General features: G+C 66.9%; 18 protein-coding genes. 14 read left to right on the forward strand and 4 right to left on the reverse strand.

Going from position 1 to position 18489, the window contains the following annotated elements; genetic code table 11:
- Positions 1 to 179: 179 nt before the first annotated feature.
- Entirely contained in the window at positions 180 to 410 is a 231-nt protein-coding gene (locus tag NT151_06260) for a hypothetical protein (GenBank protein MCX6538524.1), read from the forward strand.
- A gap of 173 nt (positions 411 to 583) precedes the next feature.
- Here the strand turns inward: NT151_06260 and NT151_06265 are convergent, their stop codons facing one another.
- Positions 584 to 3832 carry a TonB-dependent receptor gene (locus NT151_06265; GenBank protein ID MCX6538525.1) on the reverse strand — a complete coding sequence of 1083 codons (3249 nt, stop codon included), beginning with the start codon at positions 3830 to 3832 and terminating at the stop codon, positions 584 to 586.
- Positions 3833 to 4788: 956 nt separating this feature from the next.
- Here NT151_06265 and NT151_06270 point away from each other — a divergent pair.
- The 4 genes from NT151_06270 to NT151_06285 all read left to right on the forward strand — a co-directional run bounded on the left by NT151_06270 (position 4789) and on the right by NT151_06285 (position 8408).
- On the forward strand, positions 4789 to 5940 hold the full coding sequence (locus NT151_06270) for an IS4 family transposase (GenBank protein MCX6538526.1): 1152 nt from the start codon (positions 4789 to 4791) through the stop codon (positions 5938 to 5940).
- Positions 5941 to 6163: 223 nt separating this feature from the next.
- The gene (locus NT151_06275) at positions 6164 to 6346 is read left to right on the forward strand and encodes a twin-arginine translocation signal domain-containing protein (protein MCX6538527.1); all 183 of its coding nucleotides are present in this window, start codon (positions 6164 to 6166) and stop codon (positions 6344 to 6346) included.
- Between the two features lie 120 nt (positions 6347 to 6466).
- Entirely contained in the window at positions 6467 to 8038 is a 1572-nt protein-coding gene (locus tag NT151_06280; GenBank protein MCX6538528.1) for an L-serine ammonia-lyase, iron-sulfur-dependent, subunit alpha, read from the forward strand.
- Positions 8039 to 8252: 214 nt separating this feature from the next.
- Entirely contained in the window at positions 8253 to 8408 is a 156-nt protein-coding gene (locus NT151_06285; protein ID MCX6538529.1) for a hypothetical protein, read from the forward strand.
- 287 nt (positions 8409 to 8695) lie between these two features.
- Here the strand turns inward: NT151_06285 and NT151_06290 are convergent, their stop codons facing one another.
- Positions 8696 to 10018, reverse strand: coding sequence for a transposase (locus tag NT151_06290; protein MCX6538530.1), 1323 nt, complete (start codon positions 10016 to 10018; stop codon positions 8696 to 8698).
- Between the two features lie 181 nt (positions 10019 to 10199).
- Positions 10200 to 10460, reverse strand: a complete 261-nt coding sequence (locus NT151_06295; protein MCX6538531.1) for a hypothetical protein — start codon at positions 10458 to 10460, stop codon at positions 10200 to 10202.
- Positions 10461 to 10685: 225 nt separating this feature from the next.
- On the opposite strand from NT151_06295, the gene NT151_06300 reads away from it, so the two are divergent.
- The 9 genes from NT151_06300 to NT151_06340 all read left to right on the forward strand — a co-directional run bounded on the left by NT151_06300 (position 10686) and on the right by NT151_06340 (position 17380).
- Positions 10686 to 10976, forward strand: coding sequence for a hypothetical protein (locus tag NT151_06300; GenBank protein MCX6538532.1), 291 nt, complete (start codon positions 10686 to 10688; stop codon positions 10974 to 10976).
- Between the two features lie 148 nt (positions 10977 to 11124).
- A complete protein-coding gene (locus NT151_06305; GenBank protein ID MCX6538533.1) occupies positions 11125 to 11415 on the forward strand; it encodes a hypothetical protein in 291 nt (96 codons plus the stop codon).
- Between the two features lie 206 nt (positions 11416 to 11621).
- The gene (locus tag NT151_06310; GenBank protein MCX6538534.1) at positions 11622 to 12092 is read left to right on the forward strand and encodes an Hsp20/alpha crystallin family protein; all 471 of its coding nucleotides are present in this window, start codon (positions 11622 to 11624) and stop codon (positions 12090 to 12092) included.
- A 39-nt stretch (positions 12093 to 12131) separates the two neighbouring features.
- Positions 12132 to 12965: a TIGR00282 family metallophosphoesterase gene (locus NT151_06315; protein ID MCX6538535.1), complete on the forward strand. Its 834-nt coding sequence runs from the start codon at positions 12132 to 12134 to the stop codon at positions 12963 to 12965.
- On the forward strand, positions 12962 to 14410 hold the full coding sequence (gene xseA, locus NT151_06320; GenBank protein MCX6538536.1) for an exodeoxyribonuclease VII large subunit: 1449 nt from the start codon (positions 12962 to 12964) through the stop codon (positions 14408 to 14410). Before NT151_06315 ends, xseA begins: the two co-directional genes overlap by 4 nt.
- Positions 14411 to 14427: 17 nt before the next feature.
- Positions 14428 to 14724, forward strand: a complete 297-nt coding sequence (gene xseB / locus NT151_06325; protein ID MCX6538537.1) for an exodeoxyribonuclease VII small subunit — start codon at positions 14428 to 14430, stop codon at positions 14722 to 14724.
- Complete coding sequence (locus NT151_06330) at positions 14721 to 15662, forward strand: polyprenyl synthetase family protein (protein MCX6538538.1); 942 nt, start codon at positions 14721 to 14723, stop codon at positions 15660 to 15662. Before xseB ends, NT151_06330 begins: the two co-directional genes overlap by 4 nt.
- 12 nt (positions 15663 to 15674) lie before the next feature.
- A complete protein-coding gene (locus NT151_06335; protein ID MCX6538539.1) occupies positions 15675 to 16415 on the forward strand; it encodes a TlyA family RNA methyltransferase in 741 nt (246 codons plus the stop codon).
- Positions 16416 to 16441: 26 nt separating this feature from the next.
- Positions 16442 to 17380: an NAD(+)/NADH kinase gene (locus NT151_06340; GenBank protein ID MCX6538540.1), complete on the forward strand. Its 939-nt coding sequence runs from the start codon at positions 16442 to 16444 to the stop codon at positions 17378 to 17380.
- Here the strand turns inward: NT151_06340 and mltG are convergent.
- Positions 17377 to 18480 (reverse strand): endolytic transglycosylase MltG, encoded by a 1104-nt coding sequence (gene mltG / locus NT151_06345; protein MCX6538541.1) that lies wholly within the window; start codon positions 18478 to 18480, stop codon positions 17377 to 17379. The genes NT151_06340 and mltG overlap by 4 nt on opposite strands.
- Between the last annotated feature and the right edge of the window lie 9 nt (positions 18481 to 18489).

An 18489-nucleotide genomic window follows, 5' to 3' on the forward strand; every position in this document is an offset into this window, starting at 1 on the left:
CCATGCCAACCGCGGTGCGCCCATGCTAACGTTGCCCCACGCCGTGCGGGTGACCAAGGAAAAGTGTGCCACTACGTCAACGGCCTGGCTGCAAGTCCCTCTCAGGGAGAGACTTACTGATCGGCAGTGTAGAAGACGGGCCAGACGCGTGTTCACCGTTCGCCGGGCGCGCGAAGAACGTGGTTCACGCCCGTCTTCCGTCCGCCGACGCGTCGAACGGCGTCCTTCTCGGACCCGAGCTGCCGCGACTCGACGGCGAGCGCGTGAGTTTCAATCAGGAGCAGGGATATCTGGCGTTGTGGGGGAGTCCGGTGGCGAAGTACGGGACCATCGGACTCGCCCTGGTCTGGAATCCCGAAGCCTTCCGCGGCCTGCACGAGGGCGAACGGGACCGGTTCGTCCGCCTGTGACCACGGCCGGACCGGAGCGCGACCTACCTCTCAGTTGGCGCATGGCATCGAGGCAGCGCGCCACCTCCGGCGTCCAGCCGGTATTTCCTCCGATATCTCAACGCACTCGCGGCCGTCTTTCGCGCGCCGCTACGCGTCACACGTCGAACCTTTCCCGGCGCTCACCCATCGGATCAGAAGCTGAATCGCACGCTGAACTGAAACTGCCGGGGCGCGAACGCCTGGGAGAGGGAGCCCGCCGCAACCGAGACCAGATCGGTGTCCAGCGAATTCCCATCGAAGTTCGTGTTGTTCAAGGCATTGTATGCCTCGATTCGGACAGTCATCGTTCCGGATCGTCCGGCCTTGACCTGCTTCTGTAGGCCCAGGTCGAGACTCCGATAACCGGGCCCCACGACGAGGTTCCGAGCAGAGTTGCCGAAGCGAAAACTGGCAGGTCCCGACGCCATGGGTAGGGAGAAGGCGCTCGTGTTGAACCACTGCTGAGGCGAATGGAGCCCGGAATTGGGATCGCCCGTCAGGTCGGGCCGACCCGATCGGATGTCGATGTCAGGGTCGACAGTCGAGTAGCGGGGGGAATAGCGGAGGCCCGTCATCACGCGGGCGATTCCCGTGCAGCGCCATCCGCCCAGAATATGGCTCAGGGCCCCTTGCTGGAGCCATCGCTTGCCGGGGCCCACGGGAAGCTCGTAGACGAAGTTCACGTTGAACACGTGCCGGCGCTGGAAAGAGGCATCTGCCCACTCCGCTTCCAGGTCGTAGCTGTCCTGCGGCCGGAGATTGTCGCGTTCGGCCTGCGAAAGCAGCTTGGCCCACGTCCAATTGGCCTGCAGGGAAAGGCCGCCGGCAAGGCGCCGCCGAACCTCCAACTCTCCGGCATGGTAGGAGGAGCGGGCCGCAGAGCTGAGGACGTCGATCGCGGCGAACTTCGGGTCCAGCGTCACCAGTGTTGGTACACCGCCGGCGCCCGACACGAGCTTCGGCTGGTTGTAGTTCAGCCGGACGGGAAGGTGCGACCCTCTGTTGCCAACATAGGACAACCGCACCGCCGTCGACGCGCCCAGCAAGCGCTCGAGCGACATCGCCCACTGCTGGCTGAGGGCATCCTCGAAATCGGACTGCACGCCGATGAGCTGACTGGCCGGGGGCTGACTGACGGCTCCGACCAGGTCGGCCACCTGATCGAACAGGAGGGGATTGTTGTGATTGTTGTTGTTCACACTGGGCCGCATGATGAAGGGAGGATTCCGGCTCGACCCTATCAAGGGGAGCCGCAGCCGGAGGGGCGCGTAGAACCACCCATAGCCCCCGCGCACGATCGTCGAACTGTTCTCCGTCAACCGGTACGCCATGTCCACTCGAGGCATGAAGTTATTCGTGTCCGCAGTGCGCAACCCCCTTGGCAGTCCTGCCTGCTGGTTTGTCCGGATGGGAATCGGGGAACTGGCGCTCACATACAGGGGAAGCATGCCTTGGGGGAGTTTACCGTCCTTCGAAGACACGACGAGCCCCCCGGTGCTGAAGTCATAGGCGGAGAGCCGGTCGTTGATCTCGATCGGGACCGTATAGAACTCGTAGCGCAAGCCCAGGTTCAGCGTCAGTCTGGGCGTGACTCTCCAATCGTCCATCAGGTAGCCCGCGAAGTACGACCGCCGCATCTCGGGGACCCCGGCTCCGACGTCGATTAGAATGTTGTACGGCATTCCCAGCAGAAAATCCCCCATGACGGAACCGGTGTGGAAATTGCGGAACTCGAATACGGGGCGCTGGCGCTCCACCGACGACATGGAGATTCGAGCGCGCAGGGCTTCGGCCCCGAATCGAATGGCATGGTTCCCCCGGCTGTAGGAGACGTCGTTCTTCAAGCTGAACGTCTCTGTGAGGTTGACCGACGGGTTGCGGCCAAGCTCCACGAAGCGGAACAATCCGCGCAAGTAGAGGTCGGGAAAACCGTATTGGGCTTCGGGCAGCGTGGAACCCAACGTCTTTGCGAAGCCGAGCTCGGAGACAATGTCGCGGTGCAGCTCGTTGAGGACATCTGACTCGTCCTTCAGCCAGGCGAAGCTGAATTGGTTGAGCCAGCGCGAGCTGATGATGTAGTCATGACGCACGGTTTGGGCGTGCGACCCGTCATCAAAGATCTGCCCTCCCAAGCCGGGAACATCGCCCGCCAGGAACGCGTCGCGCGTTCGCCAGCGCACCAGCCAGGAGAGCCGCTGTTTGCTCGAAAGGTTGTGATCCAACCGAACAGTGACCAGCGTCTCATCGTCGCGCTCGGGCAGGTTTGCGAAGTAGTTGTTGGCGACACCAGGGAGATTCGGCTCGGGGAGGTAGCTCAGCAACTTCAGGGAGGCGGCGTTGAAACGGTTGGCCGGGATCACGTTGCCCGGAAACGGCTGCCGGCCGTTGAAGGGGTCCAGCACGGTGATCCCACTGTTCCTGAAATCGCCGCGCCGCTCCTCCAGCGTGGGAACCGTTGCGAGGGACACCTTGTCGGTTCTGGACCGTCGATATTCGACGTTGGTGAAGAAGAAGGTCCGGTTCTTGAAGATCGGCCCACCCAGGCTGCCGCCGACCTGGTTCTTCATCAGATGGCCCTTCTTGGCGTCAACGGGCGTGAAGAAGTTGCGCGCGTCGAGGACGTTGCCCCGGAAGAAGTCATACAGCGACCCTCTGAGTTCGTTGGTGCCTGAGCGTATGGCCACCTCGACTTGTGCGCCCCCGAGCCCCGAATCCGCCGTTGCCACCCCGCTCTTCACAGTGAACTCTGCGACCGAGTCGATGGGCGGCACCGCTGCGGCTCGGTTGTCGATCAGATTCTCGCTGGTGTTGCCCTCCACTTTGTAGTTGACGGCGCCGTCCCGACTGCCGCTCACCTGGTACGCGATGATGCCTTCTTCACCCGCGATCCCGGCGTTCACGGATGCAACGCCGGTCGCCAGGGTCAACAACTCGAGGGGGTTCCGCGTGTTCAGGGGCATGTCGGCGATCTGCTCCGCGAGGACCCGGTTCTCCAGTGAGCCTCGTTCGGTCTCGACCAGCGCGTGCCGCGCCTCGACCACGACCGAGTCTGTCAGTCCCGCGACCTTGAGGACCGCGTCCACGCGGACCTGGCCGCCGGCGTGCACTTCGACGCCGGCAACGACCGCCTTCTGGAAGCCCGGCATCTCGACGGTCACCTCGTAGACCCCCCGCGGGAGCCCGTTCACCAGGTACTCGCCACGCTCGTTGGTCACGGTGTCCCGGCGACTCCCGGTGTTCACCTCCGCGACCGTGACCGTAGCGCCGGGAAGGACGCCCTGGGTGGTGTCGGCGACCTTGCCCACCAGCCGTCCCGTTGATTGCGCTGCGGCGTGCCCGGCGATGCCCAGGGCCATGAGCACAAGAACCGCCGTCACCAGGGTGTTGCGCCGAGTGTTCATCGTCCGCCTCCCTCCAGTTGTGAGTTGCCGCCCTCGCCGATATCTCTGACAATGTTTCAATTCATAAACAACAGTTCGTACGAGTGGAACATACCCGTACCAGTTCTGCTTGTCAATCCAGATTGTTCAGCGAGACAACAGGTTCTCGCCGAGCAGGTCGAAACGCGCGCCAGGGCGGCCACGGTCGGAGTCTTCTTCCAGGGCCGGCGCGTCGCCTCCCACGCCCGCTCGCTCGGCCGGCACGCACCAGGCGGTGACCGATCAGGCGCATGTGCCGCCTCCAGCGGACGACTGCCCCAATGCGACCGTGAGTTATGCTCGGGAACACCATTGACAACGAATTCCCTGCCCGATGTCGCTCGAGCCCCAACGGCCTTCACCATCAGGGCCGCGGTTTGCTTGGCCGTGCTGGCACTGTGTGGCTGGGCGGCGGCGATTCCAATGAGGGCGCAGTCTCCCGATGCCGCAGCATACTGGCCACAATGGCGGGGACCGCTTTCGACGGGTGAAGCGCCGCACGGCAACCCTCCGGTGCGTTGGGATGAGCGAACCCATGTCCGCTGGAAAATCGCCATCCCCGGACTGGGGCACGCGACGCCCGTGGTGTGGGGAGATCGGATCTTCGTCCAGACGGCCGTCCCGGCCGTCGAGGAGCCGCGAGACCGACGGGGGCTGGTTGGGCGCGTGCCGGATGTCCTTGGCCCAGGGGTGTTCCGGTATGACATTCTGGCGCTGAGCCGCGCAGACGGCCGGCTGCTCTGGCGCAGGACTGCCCGCACGGAGGCGCCGCACGAGGGGCGCCACGAGGACGGGAGCTGGGCTTCGGGTTCGCCGGTGACTGACGGCGAGCATCTCTTTGCGTACTTTGGCTCCCGAGGGCTGTACTGTTACGACCCTGAGAGATCCCCTCATTAAATGCTGGTAATTCTGAGGGTTGGAGATCATCGTAGTGGGGCATGAACCGAAACGTGATCACCGTCAAACGCGCTGGCCGCCTGATCGACTGGGTGGCCGGCGAGAGTCTGCACGCCAAGCGGGTCCAGTCGGTGACGAACGCCGTGGTCGGCGTGGTCAACGCCTTCTCGCTGTCCATTCACGCGATTGGCGCGGGCCTGGCCCAGACGAGCGGGCTGCACACCAAGCACGCCATCAAGCAAGTGGACCGGCTGCTGAGCCATCCCGCGTTCAACGTCTGGGAGTTGTTCGCGCACTGGGTCCCGTATGTCCTGGCCGCGACCCAGGAGATCGTCGTCGCGCTGGATTGGACCGATTTCGACGCCGACGGGCACTCCACGATTGCTCTGTACCTGGTCACGGCCCACGGCCGGGCGACCCCGTTGGTGTGGATGAGCGTCAAGAAAGCGCAGCTCAAGGGACAGCGGAACCTCTACGAAGACACCGTGCTCCTGCGCCTGCACGAAGTCCTGCCACCCGGGGTGAAGGTCACGATCCTGGCGGACCGTGGGTTTGGCGATCAGCACCTGTATGCGCACCTCACCGACCTGGGCTTCGACTTCATCATCCGCTTTCGCGGGGACGTCATGGTGCAGAGTCGCGACGGCGAGGTGCGGCTAGCCCACGCGTGGGTGCCGCCCAACGGCAAGACCCGGCAGTTGAAGGACGCGCGGGTCACGGCCGACCGCTACTCGGTCGATTCGGTGGTGTGCGTCAAGGCTCACGGCATGAAGGACGCGTGGTGCCTCGCGGTGGGCGGGGGCACCCGCACGGGCGCGACGGCCGTGAAGCTCTATGCCCGCCGATTCACCATCGAGGAGACCTTCCGCGACACCAAAGACCCGCGGTACGGCTTGGGCTTGTCGGCCACGCACGTGCACGACGTCCGACGCCGCGACCGCCTCCTCCTGATCTGCGCGATGGCGATGACCTTGCTCACCCTGCTCGGCGCGGCCGGCGAGAGCCTGGGCATGGACCGGATGCTCAAAGCCAACACGGTGAAGACACGCACCCACTCGCTCTTCCGCCAAGGCTTTCACTACTATGCGGCGATCCCGGCCATGAAGCAGGAACTGCTCGAGCCGCTCGTGCAGCGATTCGGTGAATACGTCCTCGGGCAAGCGGTCTATGTGCATGCGTTCGGTCTGAAATGAGGGGATGGCTCAGGGTTAACATATGACCCGCTATCGGACGCCGTCGCCCGGGCACAGGGCCGATTATGACCGCTGCGGCCGAGGTGTCAGTGTCAAGGGGCATTCGCGCGGCATTCGCCTCCGCCATCAAGACCAGACGTCGGCACGCGGCGAACGAGCTTGACCCGCGTTTGGCGCGGCGACTACTGTGGGCGGTAATATCGCACAGGAGGCCACGCCACCCATGCAGACATCCCGTCGCTCGTTTCTCCGTACCGCCGCGGCCGGCGCGGCGCTGCCGGTCTTCGGTCCCCGTGTCCTCGATGCGCTCGAACGACGCCTCGATCCGTTCGACCAGCTCTCACCGGCCGGTGCCGCGATCGACGAGGCGTTTCTTTGCAATCTACCCACCGCCGTCGCCCCGTGATCTACAACGCGCACGTCGTGTGACGCGGCCACACTTCAAGGCACGGTCTGGCGCGCGCTAGATCAACGATGACAGAATCATAGGTGTCTGGAGACGGTGTAGACATCGATGGAGATCCCGATGGTTGCAGGTCCTCGTGTCACTCGCGTCAGCATCCTCAACGATGTGCTCGGGCCCGTGATGCGCGGGCCGTCGAGTTCGCATACCGCCGGCTCGTTCCATATCGCGAAAATGGTGACGGGGTTGCTCGGCGCGGCGCCGGTGGCCGTCGAGTGTGCCTTTGACCCGAACGGATCGTACGCACAGGTCTACAGGCAGCAGGGTGTCGATCGGGCTCTGGCCGTTGGCATGATGGGATGGAGCCTGACCGATGATCGTTTCTTTGCGGCGCTCGACATGGCCGCTGCGAGTGGCCTCGTGATCCAATTCTCCGTCCGGCCACTTGCAAAACCGGATCACCCGAATACCGTCGAGATCACGATGCGTGCGGCCAACGGGCGTCGACTGGCCGCGTGCGCCCGCTCGATTGGCGGAGGCGCCATCGAGGTGGTCGAGGTGGAGGGATGGCCGGTCCGACTCACCGGATACACCCACGAGGTGCTGGTCGACGGGCCACGCGCGGTGGCCAGCGCGGTGGTCGCGGCGCTCTCGGCTGACGGGCACGTGGACGGCGTCCCGGAGATTCTCGATCGCGGCGGGCGCGTGCTGGTCGATGCGCGCCGGTTCGTCGCGATCGACCAGCGGGCGCGGGCTGCGTTGGCAGCGCTTGGCGACGACGTGATCGTGCGCGAAGCACCGCCGATTGCGTTCGTCAAACGGGGCCCGCAACTGTTCCAGAGCGCGGCCGAGATGCTGACGCTGGCCGAGTCGAAGGGCTGGTCGCTTGGCCGCGTTGCGCTGGCCTACGAAGCCTCCCTGCTGGGGCTTCCGGAACACGAGATCATAGACGAGGTCGCTCGCCGTTTCGACATCATGCAGACCGCCGTGCACCTCGGCCTCGGCAAGGACGCGCCGTCGATGCAGTTGCTGGCGCCGAGCGCCCGCGCGATCTTCGAGGCCGACGCCGCCGGACGGTTGCCGCTTGGCGGCTTGCACACGCGGGCTGCGGCGCGCGCGATGGCCGTGATGCACGTCAACGGCGCGATGGGCGTCGTCTGCGCCGCGCCAACCGGCGGATCCGCCGGAGCCGTGCCCGGTGTGGTCGTGACCCTGGTGGAGGAGCGTGCGCTGTCGAGGGAACGCGCCGCAATGGGGTTGCTGGCGGCGTCGGCCATCGGGGTCATCCTGGCGGCACGCGCCACGTTCGCGGCGGAAGTGGCTGGCTGCCAGGTGGAGATTGGCGCGGCGGGTGCGATGGGGGCTGCTGCGGTGGTTGAAGCGGCCGGCGGCACCGCCGCCCAGGCGGCCAACGCCGCGGCCATCGCATTTCAGAACTCGATGGGGTCGGTGTGCGACCTGGTCCGCGGAATCGTCGAGATCCCCTGTCACACGCGCAACGCGGTGGCCGCATCGAGCGCCTTTGTCTGCGCGGATCTCGTGGTGGGCGGCTACGCGAATCCCATTCCTCTCGACGAGACCATTGACGCGGTGTACGCCGTGGGCCGGATGATGCCGAGCGAACTGCTCTGCACGTCGAAGGGTGGCCTGGCCGTGACGCCTTCGGCCCTACGGCTGGTGAGCACGCCCCGGTAATCCGCCTTCGCGATGTCCAGGACGACATCTCTGCTCGGCCGGGACGACCCGTCGTCGTGCGAGGACGTCTCGACCAAGCCGATTGACGAACTCCGTCGTGTCCTGTTTCCCGCTTGCCAGCCTCGCCCGCGGCGTGCAACAGTGACAAGATCACTCAGTTCAGCCTGTGAAATCAGCAGATAGCAAACCACAAAGCGCGTCGGCACGTGGGTGGGTGTGGCGCCTCCTGATCCCCCAGCCCCTCGCAGGCCTCGATCTGGCCCCAGTCGCGGCGGGCCTGCAGATCCTGATTTCCGTCGCCTGCCTGATTCCGATCGCCCTTGCGCTGGCGATGCCCGGCACCTACATGCGCGACGATAGGACGCATTAGAGCGGTCTCCGCTCGCCTTCCGCTCGGCGGGTTGACATATGACCCGCTATCAGACGCCGTCGCCCGGGCACAGGGCCGATTATGACCGCTGCGGCCGAGGTGTCAGTGTCAAGGGGCATTCGCGCGGCATTCGCGCGGATCATGCCTCACCAGCAGTGCGTGCGGTGCGTCCGGCGGTTGCCCGCGCGACGATCGAGCGTACCTCCGGCGAGGCGGCACGTGCGCACGCGGATCACGCGCATGCGTTGAACACAACGATGTCCGTGTCCTGGTTGAACGAGCAGGTCTCAAGCAACGGCGGCGCCCGCCCGGGGCGGGGTTCTGGGGCGACGGTGGGCACGTGCAGATGGCGCAGAATGCGCTCGATCACCGAGGCCTCTTCGATCAGCGCGATCAGCCGGAAACGCCCGCCATCCCTCGACCTTGCTCGGGATGGTCCTGAGCAGAGTCGCCGTTCGACCAGGCTCACGGCGACCCTGAGGTTCTCGAAGGGTCGAAGGGCCACAGCGCGGATAGGCCAGGACGTCGATCCCGAACGTCCGGCGCATTAGGTCCGCCCAGAGCCGTGCCTCCTCGCGGGGCGGTCGCCTCTCGCGACCGCAGGGCGGATCGGGCGGGGGCTCGGTGGCTCTGGCCTCACTGGGGTCGGCGCGCTCTCTGGCTGTGGCCGCGTCGGTGGTGTTCCCGAAACCCACGACGAGCGACCGCCACGCCGCCCGTGGCCCCAATACGCCATGATACAAAATGAGGTTAATGCGGGGCCGCGGGATCAGGACGGCCAGCCGCTCCAGCAGTTCGAGGGGATCCAACAGGAGGTGCGTGGTGCCATCCGACCACGGGTGCCGGAGCTGCAGCACCACCTGCCCCTCGGCCGTCAACTGGAGCCGGTCCTGCGCGACGGTCGGCCGCAGCGCGGACCGGCAGAGCCGCTCGAGGCGGTCCGGCTGCTCGGCCGGGACCTTCACGCCGGCCTCGAGGTCGAACCCCTCCTGGCGCGCGGTTCGACGGGGCTCACCGCAGGCGTGACAGCGTTCGAGTCCGGGCACCTGGCCCTCGCGCACCTGGTCCTCAACTGGCACCGCCCCGCAGGGACGCGCGCGCTTGCCTGCCCGGGGGCCGAGCGCGAACGTCCCCTGCACGGACGCCCCCGCCATACCGGCCAGCACCGGCGCGTCCTCTGCCCACTCGTCCGCCGCGCTCGCCCCCTCGTCGCCATCTCCGAGGCCCCGCCGTTCGAGCAGGCGCCTGACGCGCGGCACGATCGTCGCGAGCACATCCGCGACATCCGCCGCCGTGAGCAACGGGGCGGGACAGAAGCGCATGTCCGCGCCGTCTCTTGCAAACACCCCGTCCATCACAAGTGCGTGAGCATGAACATTCAAGTTCATCGCCCCGCCGAAGCGCTGGACGATCGCGACCGCACCGCCGCGGCCGTCACGACCCCGGCCAAGTGAGCCACGTGGCGCAGGAAACCGAGCACGGTCCGAACGGAAACACCCACGACGGCACGACACAGGTCGTGATCCCACGCCAGCCGGTACCGAAGGCTGTGCGGGAACGTCAAGACCCACTCCACCCCAGCGCGGCTGCCGCGCTGGGGACCCCGGCACTGTCGCACCGGCACCGCCGGGAACACGTGGTCTACCAGGTGCGCGGCGCGTTCCGCCATCCGGCGCCCGCCGTCCCTCGGCCTTGCTCGGGACGGCCCTGAGCCATGTCGAAGGGCCGCAGCTCGCGCAGACTGCCCTCCCTTTACACGAAAACGGGACGAGCCGATCCAGCCCACAGTCATCACAGCGAAAGCGCGCAAAGCCGCCCGCCAGGCACCCGCAGCGCAGCAACTCGCGAAACTCCCGCCTCCGCCAAGGCTTCGGCGTGGCACGCCGTAGCGCTTCGCGCGAAGGCGGCCTGCTCGACGAACCGGGGCAGCCCTTCCCCGTCGCGCAGACCGGCGGCCTGCGCGCGGAAGGTTTCGAAGTGATCGCGGACCACCTGGTACACGACGCCCTGCGACGGCATCCGCGGCTCATAGGTCGGCGAGGGTTGGGACACGCCTCCGTGTACGGCGAATCGCGTGCCACATCCCACACGCGCCGCAGACGCGGCGCCGGTTGGATCCGGCTAGAACAGACGAAGCCTCGAAACGTATTGTCTGGCAGGCACTTGACGCCGGTCAGCACACTCGCGACGTGACGATCTCTTCCTCACAAGCCTGAACAGTGCAATTCGGCAGGTGGCCGTTTCTGCACACAAGCGGGCAAGCGAACGTGGCAGATCTTGCTACACCATGACCGGCAGGCTGCGCTGTGCGGAGTCCGCTGGCCCGGGCCCTCTGTTCATCAACCGGATCCGCGCATCGAAGACGACGCGCACGACCTCGGGCCGGTCGCGCGCCATGCGCGCCGGCACGCGCAGCAGGCTCCCGCGATCTGGGAAGACGTGGAAGGCCGCGCCTTCGCGCCACGGCCTCGGTTCCTGCCCAGGAGTTCGATGGGGAAGGCGCTCACGTACTTCATCGACGAGTACGACGCGCTGGTCGGACATCTCAGCGACGGGCGCTTTGAATGACGAGCATCGGGGATTCGTCTACGGCACGGTGCGCTTCAACACGCGAGCCGGCCGGGTGGCGCTGACGATCGGCATCCACCCGCATGCACGTAACCGCCCACGCTGTTCGGGATGCGGCCATCGCGGCTGACCAACGTGCTCGCCGGCGGTGGCGGCCGCGCTCAAGGGACATGCGCTGGTTCTGGTCGCCCGTGGCTTCGCGAGGATCTTCCTGCAGAACTCCTGCAACCTCGGCCTGCGCACGGTGATCTGTCCGACCATCGAGGCGGATCTCGGCGACGACCTCGACATCACGGCCACCGCCGTCCGCAATCTGACGAAGGGCCGCGACTTCCCCATCGTCCCGCTGCCGCCCGCACGGCAGGCCATCATCGACGCCGGGGGCCTGATCGCCTACACGCGCCGGCGACTGACGGAGAGAGACGGGACTCGGGAGTAAGGGTTTCCGCCTTCGCCCTGAGCGTCGTCGAAGGGCTTTGGCGGACAAGCGGGGTCGGGCTTCGGACGGACCTGGTGGCGGGTGAATGCCTGGGATCGCCGGGCTCTAGCCCGGCATCCGTCCTGGCCACGCTGGAGCGTGGCGATCCCGGGCGGACAGTCTGGGCGGTAGCCTCCGCCCGACCTCTCGTGCGATCATGGTCGGGTATGCGCCAGATCGACACCATGCTGCCGCTTGACGACGTCAGGGATCTGGCCGACGAAGTCCAGCGGCTGTTCGCGGATCTCGACCGCGCGCGGCCACTCGATGAGCGACTGCTGCCCGGCGTCTTCTCACCAACACTCGACGCGCTGGAAACGGCGGACGCGTTCGAAATCGTCGTCGATCTCCCGGGAGTCGCCATCGACGATGTGCGTGTGCTCCTGAAAGACGACATCGTCCTCATCGCAGGCGGCAAGATGCCGCCCGATCCCGGCCAACGGACCGATGCGAGCTTTCACCTGGTCGAGCGCGATTTTGGCCGCTTCGCGCGCGCCGTTCGCGTGGGCGGCGCGCTGAATGCCAGTCAGGCGTCGGCCACGCTCGGCAACGGCGAACTGCGCGTCCGGATTCCGAAGATCGAAAACCGCCGGGGCCGGGACATCCTGGTACCCGTCACGCGCGCGCCAGGCGGGTAACCCGGCGAGATTTCAGGTCGTTGCCATGCACGCCACATCATGAAAATCCTGTTCATCGGCGATGTCGTCGGGCGGCCGGGCCGGGACTTGGTCCGGCGAGGAGTGCCTCTGGTCGTTGATCAATTCGGGATCGACCTGACGATTGCCAACGTCGAGAATGCCGCCGCCGGTGCGGGCATCACCCGGGACAGCGGCGATGCGCTGCTGTCGTACGGCGTCGACGTGATGACCACGGGCAACCATGTGTGGGACAAGCGGGAGGCGCTCGCCTATATCGGTGCAGAGCCGCGTCTGCTGCGCCCGCTGAACATGTCGGCCCAGGCGCCAGGACGGGGTTCCTTCGTGGCACGCGCGTCCAACGGCATGATGGTCGGCGTTATCAATGCGATGGGACGCGTGTTCATGCCGCCGGTCGACAATCCGTTCCCTGCGGTCGTCGCCGAAGTCGAGCGACTGCGTCAGGAGTGCCGGTTCCTGGTTGTCGATGTGCACGCAGAGGCCACGGCCGAAAAAGTCGCCCTGGGCTGGTACCTGGCCGGCAAGGTCACCGCGGTGGTGGGCACACACACGCATGTGCCGACGGCAGACGCGCGCATCCTCGAAGGCGGCACGGCGTATATCACCGACGTGGGCATGACCGGTCCGCACGACTCGATTATCGGCGTGGAGAAGGCGGCGGCGCTGTCACGCTTCCTCACGGGTCTTCCGGCGCGACTGGAACCGGCGAGCGAGGGCCTGCGCCTCCAGGCCGTCATCATCACGGCGAACGACCAGAGTGGGCGCGCCGAGGCGATCGAACGCCTCGACTGGACGCTTGACGACATCACGCGAGCCGGACGCGAAGCCGGCAGCGACCGCGACGACGACGCATGAGCGATCCCTTCGACCTGCCGTTTGACGACGACGATCCGGAACTGCTGGAGGAGGCCGTCGAGCCCGACCGCCCCCGCCGCGTCTTCACCGTGACGGAGGTGACCGCGGAGGTTCGTCGCCTGATGGAGTCGGCGTTTGCTGAGGTCTGGGTCGAGGGCGAGATTTCGAACTGCCGTCCCTGGACGACCGGCCACGTGTACTTCACGCTCAAGGATCCGTCGGCGCAGTTGAAGGCCGTGATGTGGAAGTCGGCCGCCCGGCTCGTCAAGTTCAAACTCGAAGACGGCCTGCAGGTGGTGGCCCGCGGACGACTGACGGTGTACGAGCCAAAGGGCGAGTATCAACTGGTCTGCGACCAGATCGAGCCCAAGGGCCTCGGGGCGCGGCAACTGGCGCTCGAACAACTGAAGAAACGCCTGCAGGCGGAAGGATTACTTGACGCAGCCCGCAAGCGTCCGCTCCCGACACTTCCGCGCAAGATCGGCATCGTGACGTCGCTTGATGGCGCCGCCCTGCGCGACATCATCAAGGTGCTCGGCCGCCGGTACCCAAACGCGCACCTGGTCATCGCGCCGACGCGCGTGCAGGGCGAGGGGGCGGCCGTGGACATCGCGCGGGCGCTCGGCAATATCGGACGCGTCGAGGGCGTCGATGTCGTGATTGTCGGGCGCGGAGGCGGCTCGATTGAAGATTTGTGGGCGTTCAATGAGGAGCCGGTCGCCCGCGCGATCGCGGGTTGCCCGGTCCCCGTGATCTCGGCTGTCGGTCACGAAGTGGACGTGACACTCTCGGATCTGGTGGCCGATCTGCGGGCACCTACCCCGTCGGCCGCCGCCGAGGTGGTGGTGGCCGCGAAGAACGAATTCGTCGGCCACATCGACAACCTGGCGGACCGGCTTGCCTCAGCCGCCGGACGCCGGGTGCAGAACGGCCGCCACGTGCTGCAGCGGATTGAGGGACGACCGGCCTTTGCCGGCTTCCCGTCGCGGCTTGCGTTACGCGGCCGCCACGTCGCCGAACTGCTCGGTGATCTGCAGCGGTCCGGCCGCGGCACGATCGCCCGGCGGATGCGCGCCTATCAACTGCTGCGCGATCGCCTCGAGGCGCTCGACATCAGACGCACGATCGCCCGCGTGCAGAAGAGCCTCTCTCTGGCCGACGCGAAACTGGCGGCCGGCATCATGGGTCGCTACCACGCCGCCGATGCCACGCTCGGCGCGCTGGCCGCGCGTCTCGACGCGCTGAGCCCGCTCGCCGTGCTGGGCCGCGGCTATGCGGTCTGCTGGGACGCTGCGCGGCACGCCATTGTCGTCGACGCGGCCACGGTTGAGCCGGGAGCGGGCGTGCGGGTGACGCTCCACAAAGGAGAGCTCGCGTGCGTGGTCACCGAACGCACGCTCGCCGACGAGCCGGGATCCGACGCCTCGCAGGCTAGATCAAAATAGACCGTCGCAAGGGAGCAATGATGGACGTCAACATCAAGGACTTCGAAGCCGCCATCGCCGAACTGGAAGGCATCGTCAAGAAACTCGAGGACGGCGACCTGGCGCTCGAGCAGTCGCTCGAACTCTACGAGCGCGGCGTGCGGCTCTCGCGATACTGCCACGCCAGGCTCGAAGAAGCGGAGCGGCGCATCGAGATCCTGGGCGAACGCGGCGATGTGCAGCCGGCCCCGCCCGGGCTGGCCGCATCGGCCGCCGCCGACGACGAACAGCGGTCGGCGCGCGCGGATCGGGACGAGAAGGGACGGAAATCGTGAATGCGCCCTCTCCGCTCGCGCTGCGCGACTACGTCGCGTCACTGCGGAGCGAGGTCGAGCGCGAGCTGACCATTGTGCTGCCCGGCGTCCCGGCGTGCCCCGCCGTGATCGCCGACGCGATGCGCTACAGCCTGTTTGCCGGCGGCAAGCGCTTCCGGCCGATCCTGACGCTGGCGGCGGCCGAAGCCGTTCGGCCCCACGCGGCCACGACGCGCGCGCTGGCGATGCCCGCCGCGTGCGCGATCGAGATGATTCACACCTACTCGCTCATCCACGACGACCTGCCCGCGATGGACAACGACACGATGCGGCGCGGCAAGCCGACGCTGCACGTCGTCTACGGCGAGGGGATGGCGATTCTGGCCGGCGACGCCCTGCTCGCCGAGGCGTTCGCGCTGCTCGCCAGGCTGCCGGTCGATGCCGGCGACGGGGTCGTGGCCCTCCGCAAACTGGCCGCGATCAACCGCATCGCCGAGGCTGCAGGGTCGCTTGGCATGGTCGGCGGCCAGGCGATCGATCTGCTGGCCGCGGGACATGCCGCTGATGCCTCGGCCATGGATGCCGACGGCCTCCGCGACATGCACGCGCGCAAGACTGGCGCGCTCATCCGCGCATCGGCGGTCGCGGGCGCCATCATGGCCGGCGGATCGCCCGAACAGATTGGTGCGGTCGACCGGTACGCCACCGGCCTTGGTCTCGCCTTCCAGATCGTCGACGATGTGCTCGATGTCGTGGGGGATGGCAGCGAGCTTGGCAAGACCGTGGGCAAGGACGCGGCAGCCAACAAACCCACGTACCCGGCGATGTTTGGCCTCGACGAATCGAAGCGTCTCGCCGGTCAGGCCGCCGATGCCGCCGTCGGCGCACTCGCCGGCGCGCATCTGCACAGCGGCCGCCTCGCCGAGATCGCACAGTGGGTCGTCTCGCGCACCTCGTAGGTACCAGCGCCCATGGCCGCGAAGCCGCGATCACGTCTGGACGTCCTGCTCGCCGAGCGTGGCCTGGTCGCGTCACGTGAGCGGGCGCGCGCCCTGATTCTCGCCGGGCGCGTGCGGGTGAACGGCACGCCCATCAGCAAGGCCGGATCACCGGTGCCCGTCGATGCGGTCCTCGAACTGGATGAACCCGACATGCCATGGGTCGGGCGAGGTGGCCTCAAGCTGGTTCACGCGCTCGACACGTTCCATATCGACCCTGCTGGATGCGAGGCGCTTGATATCGGCGCATCGACCGGCGGCTTCACCGATGTGCTGCTCAGCCGCGGGGCCGCCCGCGTGGTGGCGCTCGACGTCGGACACGGCCAACTCGACTGGAAGATCCGGCAGCATCCCCGTGTCGTGGTGCTCGAGCGGCGCAATGCCCGCGAGATGGTGCCGGAGTGGCTGCCCGCGCCGGTCGACATCGTGACCATTGACGTCTCGTTCATCTCGCTCCGGCTGATTCTGCCTGCGGTGCCGGCGGTGATGAACCCCGGAGGGCATGTCGTGGCGCTCGTCAAACCACAGTTCGAGGCGGGCCGCGACGAAGTGGGCCGCGGCGGACTCGTCCTCGACACGGCCGTACATGAGGCCGTCCTCGCCCGCGTGACCGAGGCGGCCGGCGCCTGCGGCCTCACCAGAGTTGCGATGACGCCATCGGCGATCACCGGTGCGACCGGCAACCAGGAGTATTTCCTGCACCTCAGGGTATAGAATCTGCGGGCACGGACCGGTGACCTATGCAACGCGAACCGAACACGCTCTCTCCAGGCGCTGGCACGCCGAACCCGGATGGTCCAGCCCGCATCATCCGGGTCGGCATCGTCGCCAAGCCCGGACTCACCGACACGGCGGTCGAGTTGACGGCGGTGACCGCGTGGCTCGATGCGCGTGGTATCGAGTCGGTCGTGGAAGACGAAACCTCGAAGATGGCCGACCTGCGGTCCCGGCCGAAAGCATCGCGTGACGACCTGCCCTACCGGGTCGATCTGATGCTGGTGTTCGGCGGAGACGGGACCTTGCTCGGCATGGCTGATCGGATTGCCCAAGCCGATCGCGAGATCCCGATTCTGGGCGTGAACTTCGGCAGCCTGGGATTCCTGACCGAGATTGCGGCGTCCGAACTGTTGCCGTCGCTTGAGGCAGCGCTGGACGGCACCGCGGTGATTGAAGCCCGCATGATGCTCCGGTCGAGGGTGGACCGGGCGGGACGCACCTACGTGGATCGCATCGTGCTCAATGACGTGGCCGTCACCGGCGGATCGCTCTCCCGGATTGTCGAGTTCTCCGTGTCCGTCAGCGGCGACTTCGTCGCACGGTTCAACGCCGACGGCCTCATCATCTCGAGTCCAACCGGATCGACGGCGTACAATCTGTCGGCGGGCGGCCCCATCGTGCACCCGGCGGTCGATGCGATGGTGCTGAATCCCATCGCGCCGCACACGCTCACCAACAGGCCCGTCGTCATCCCGGCCGACGCGGAGGTGGCCATCCAGCCCGTGCTGCAGCGTCCTGGCGACGAGGCCTTCGTGACGTTTGACGGCCAATCCGGCGTGCAACTCGAAAACGGGGACATCGTCCACATTCAGCGGGCGCGCCGGCCGATGCGGCTGGTGCGAGGGTCGGCCCACAGTTACTACGAGGTCCTGCGCAAGAAGTTGAGGTGGGCCGAACGCTAGTGTCGGCTGATCGATCGCGGTGACCGCGCCGGGCTCTTGCGCGGCGGCGCCACGCCGCGGGCCACCTCTTCTTTGGCCCGCTGGTCCCTGAAGAAATCGACCTGGTACTGCTGCACGTTGCGGGTGTGCTCGTCGAGCGTGGCCGCGAAGGCATGCGAGCCGTCGTTGCGGCTTACGAAGTAGAGGTAGTTGACCGGGGCGGGCCGGACGGCGGCCTCAAGCGACGCACGCCCTGGCGATGCGATCGGTCCGGGCGGAAGGCCGGCGTAGCGGTACGTGTTGTACGGCGAATCGAAGCTGAGATCCGCGTGGGTGAGATGGCCCGTGTAGCGGCCAGCGCGCTCGAGGGCGTAAATGACGGTCGGATCGCACTGCAATCCCATCCGCACCTGGAGCCGGTTCTGGTACACGGCCGCCACGATCGGGCGTTCGTCAGGGCGGGCGGTTTCCTTCTCGACGATCGAGGCAAGAATGACGGCTTCGCGCGGTGACATGCCGAGCGAGGCGGCCGCGTCACCGAGCGCCGGCGAGAATACCGTCTCGAAACGCGCCACCATCGTGCGGACCACGTCCACCGCCGTGGCGCGGCGGGGCAACGCGTAGGTGTCGGGAAACAAGTAGCCCTCGAGATCGCGCGCGGCCGGATCGATGCGGGAGACGAGCGCCACATTGGTCGCCGCCTCGGTGAATGCCGACGCCGTACCGAATCCCGCGCCCTCATACAGCCGCGCCATCTGGCGAATGGTCAGACCTTCAGGAAAGGTCAGCGACCGAAGGTAGACCTCGCCGCGCGCCAGCCTGCGAATCACCTCGTCGACCGTCATCTCGCGATCGAAGCGGTACTCGCCGGCCTTGAGCCGCGTCGCCTCCCCGCTCCACCACAGCGCCACGCGCCACGTCAGCGTGTCGCTCACAACGCCGCTCTCCAGGAGCAGCCGGCCGATCGTCTGCGGCCCGGTCTTCGGCGGCACGTCGACAAACTGCTCCGCGCCGGCGTAGCCCTTGAAGGGCTCGCTCAATCGGGCATAGCCCGCCATGGAGTAGACGGCCATGATGCCGACGACGGCGAGCAACAGGAGGATGATGATGAATCGTCGCATGGTGATCGA

Source organism: Acidobacteriota bacterium (genome assembly GCA_026393675.1).
GTDB lineage: Bacteria > Acidobacteriota > Vicinamibacteria > Vicinamibacterales > JAKQTR01 > JBAXOX01.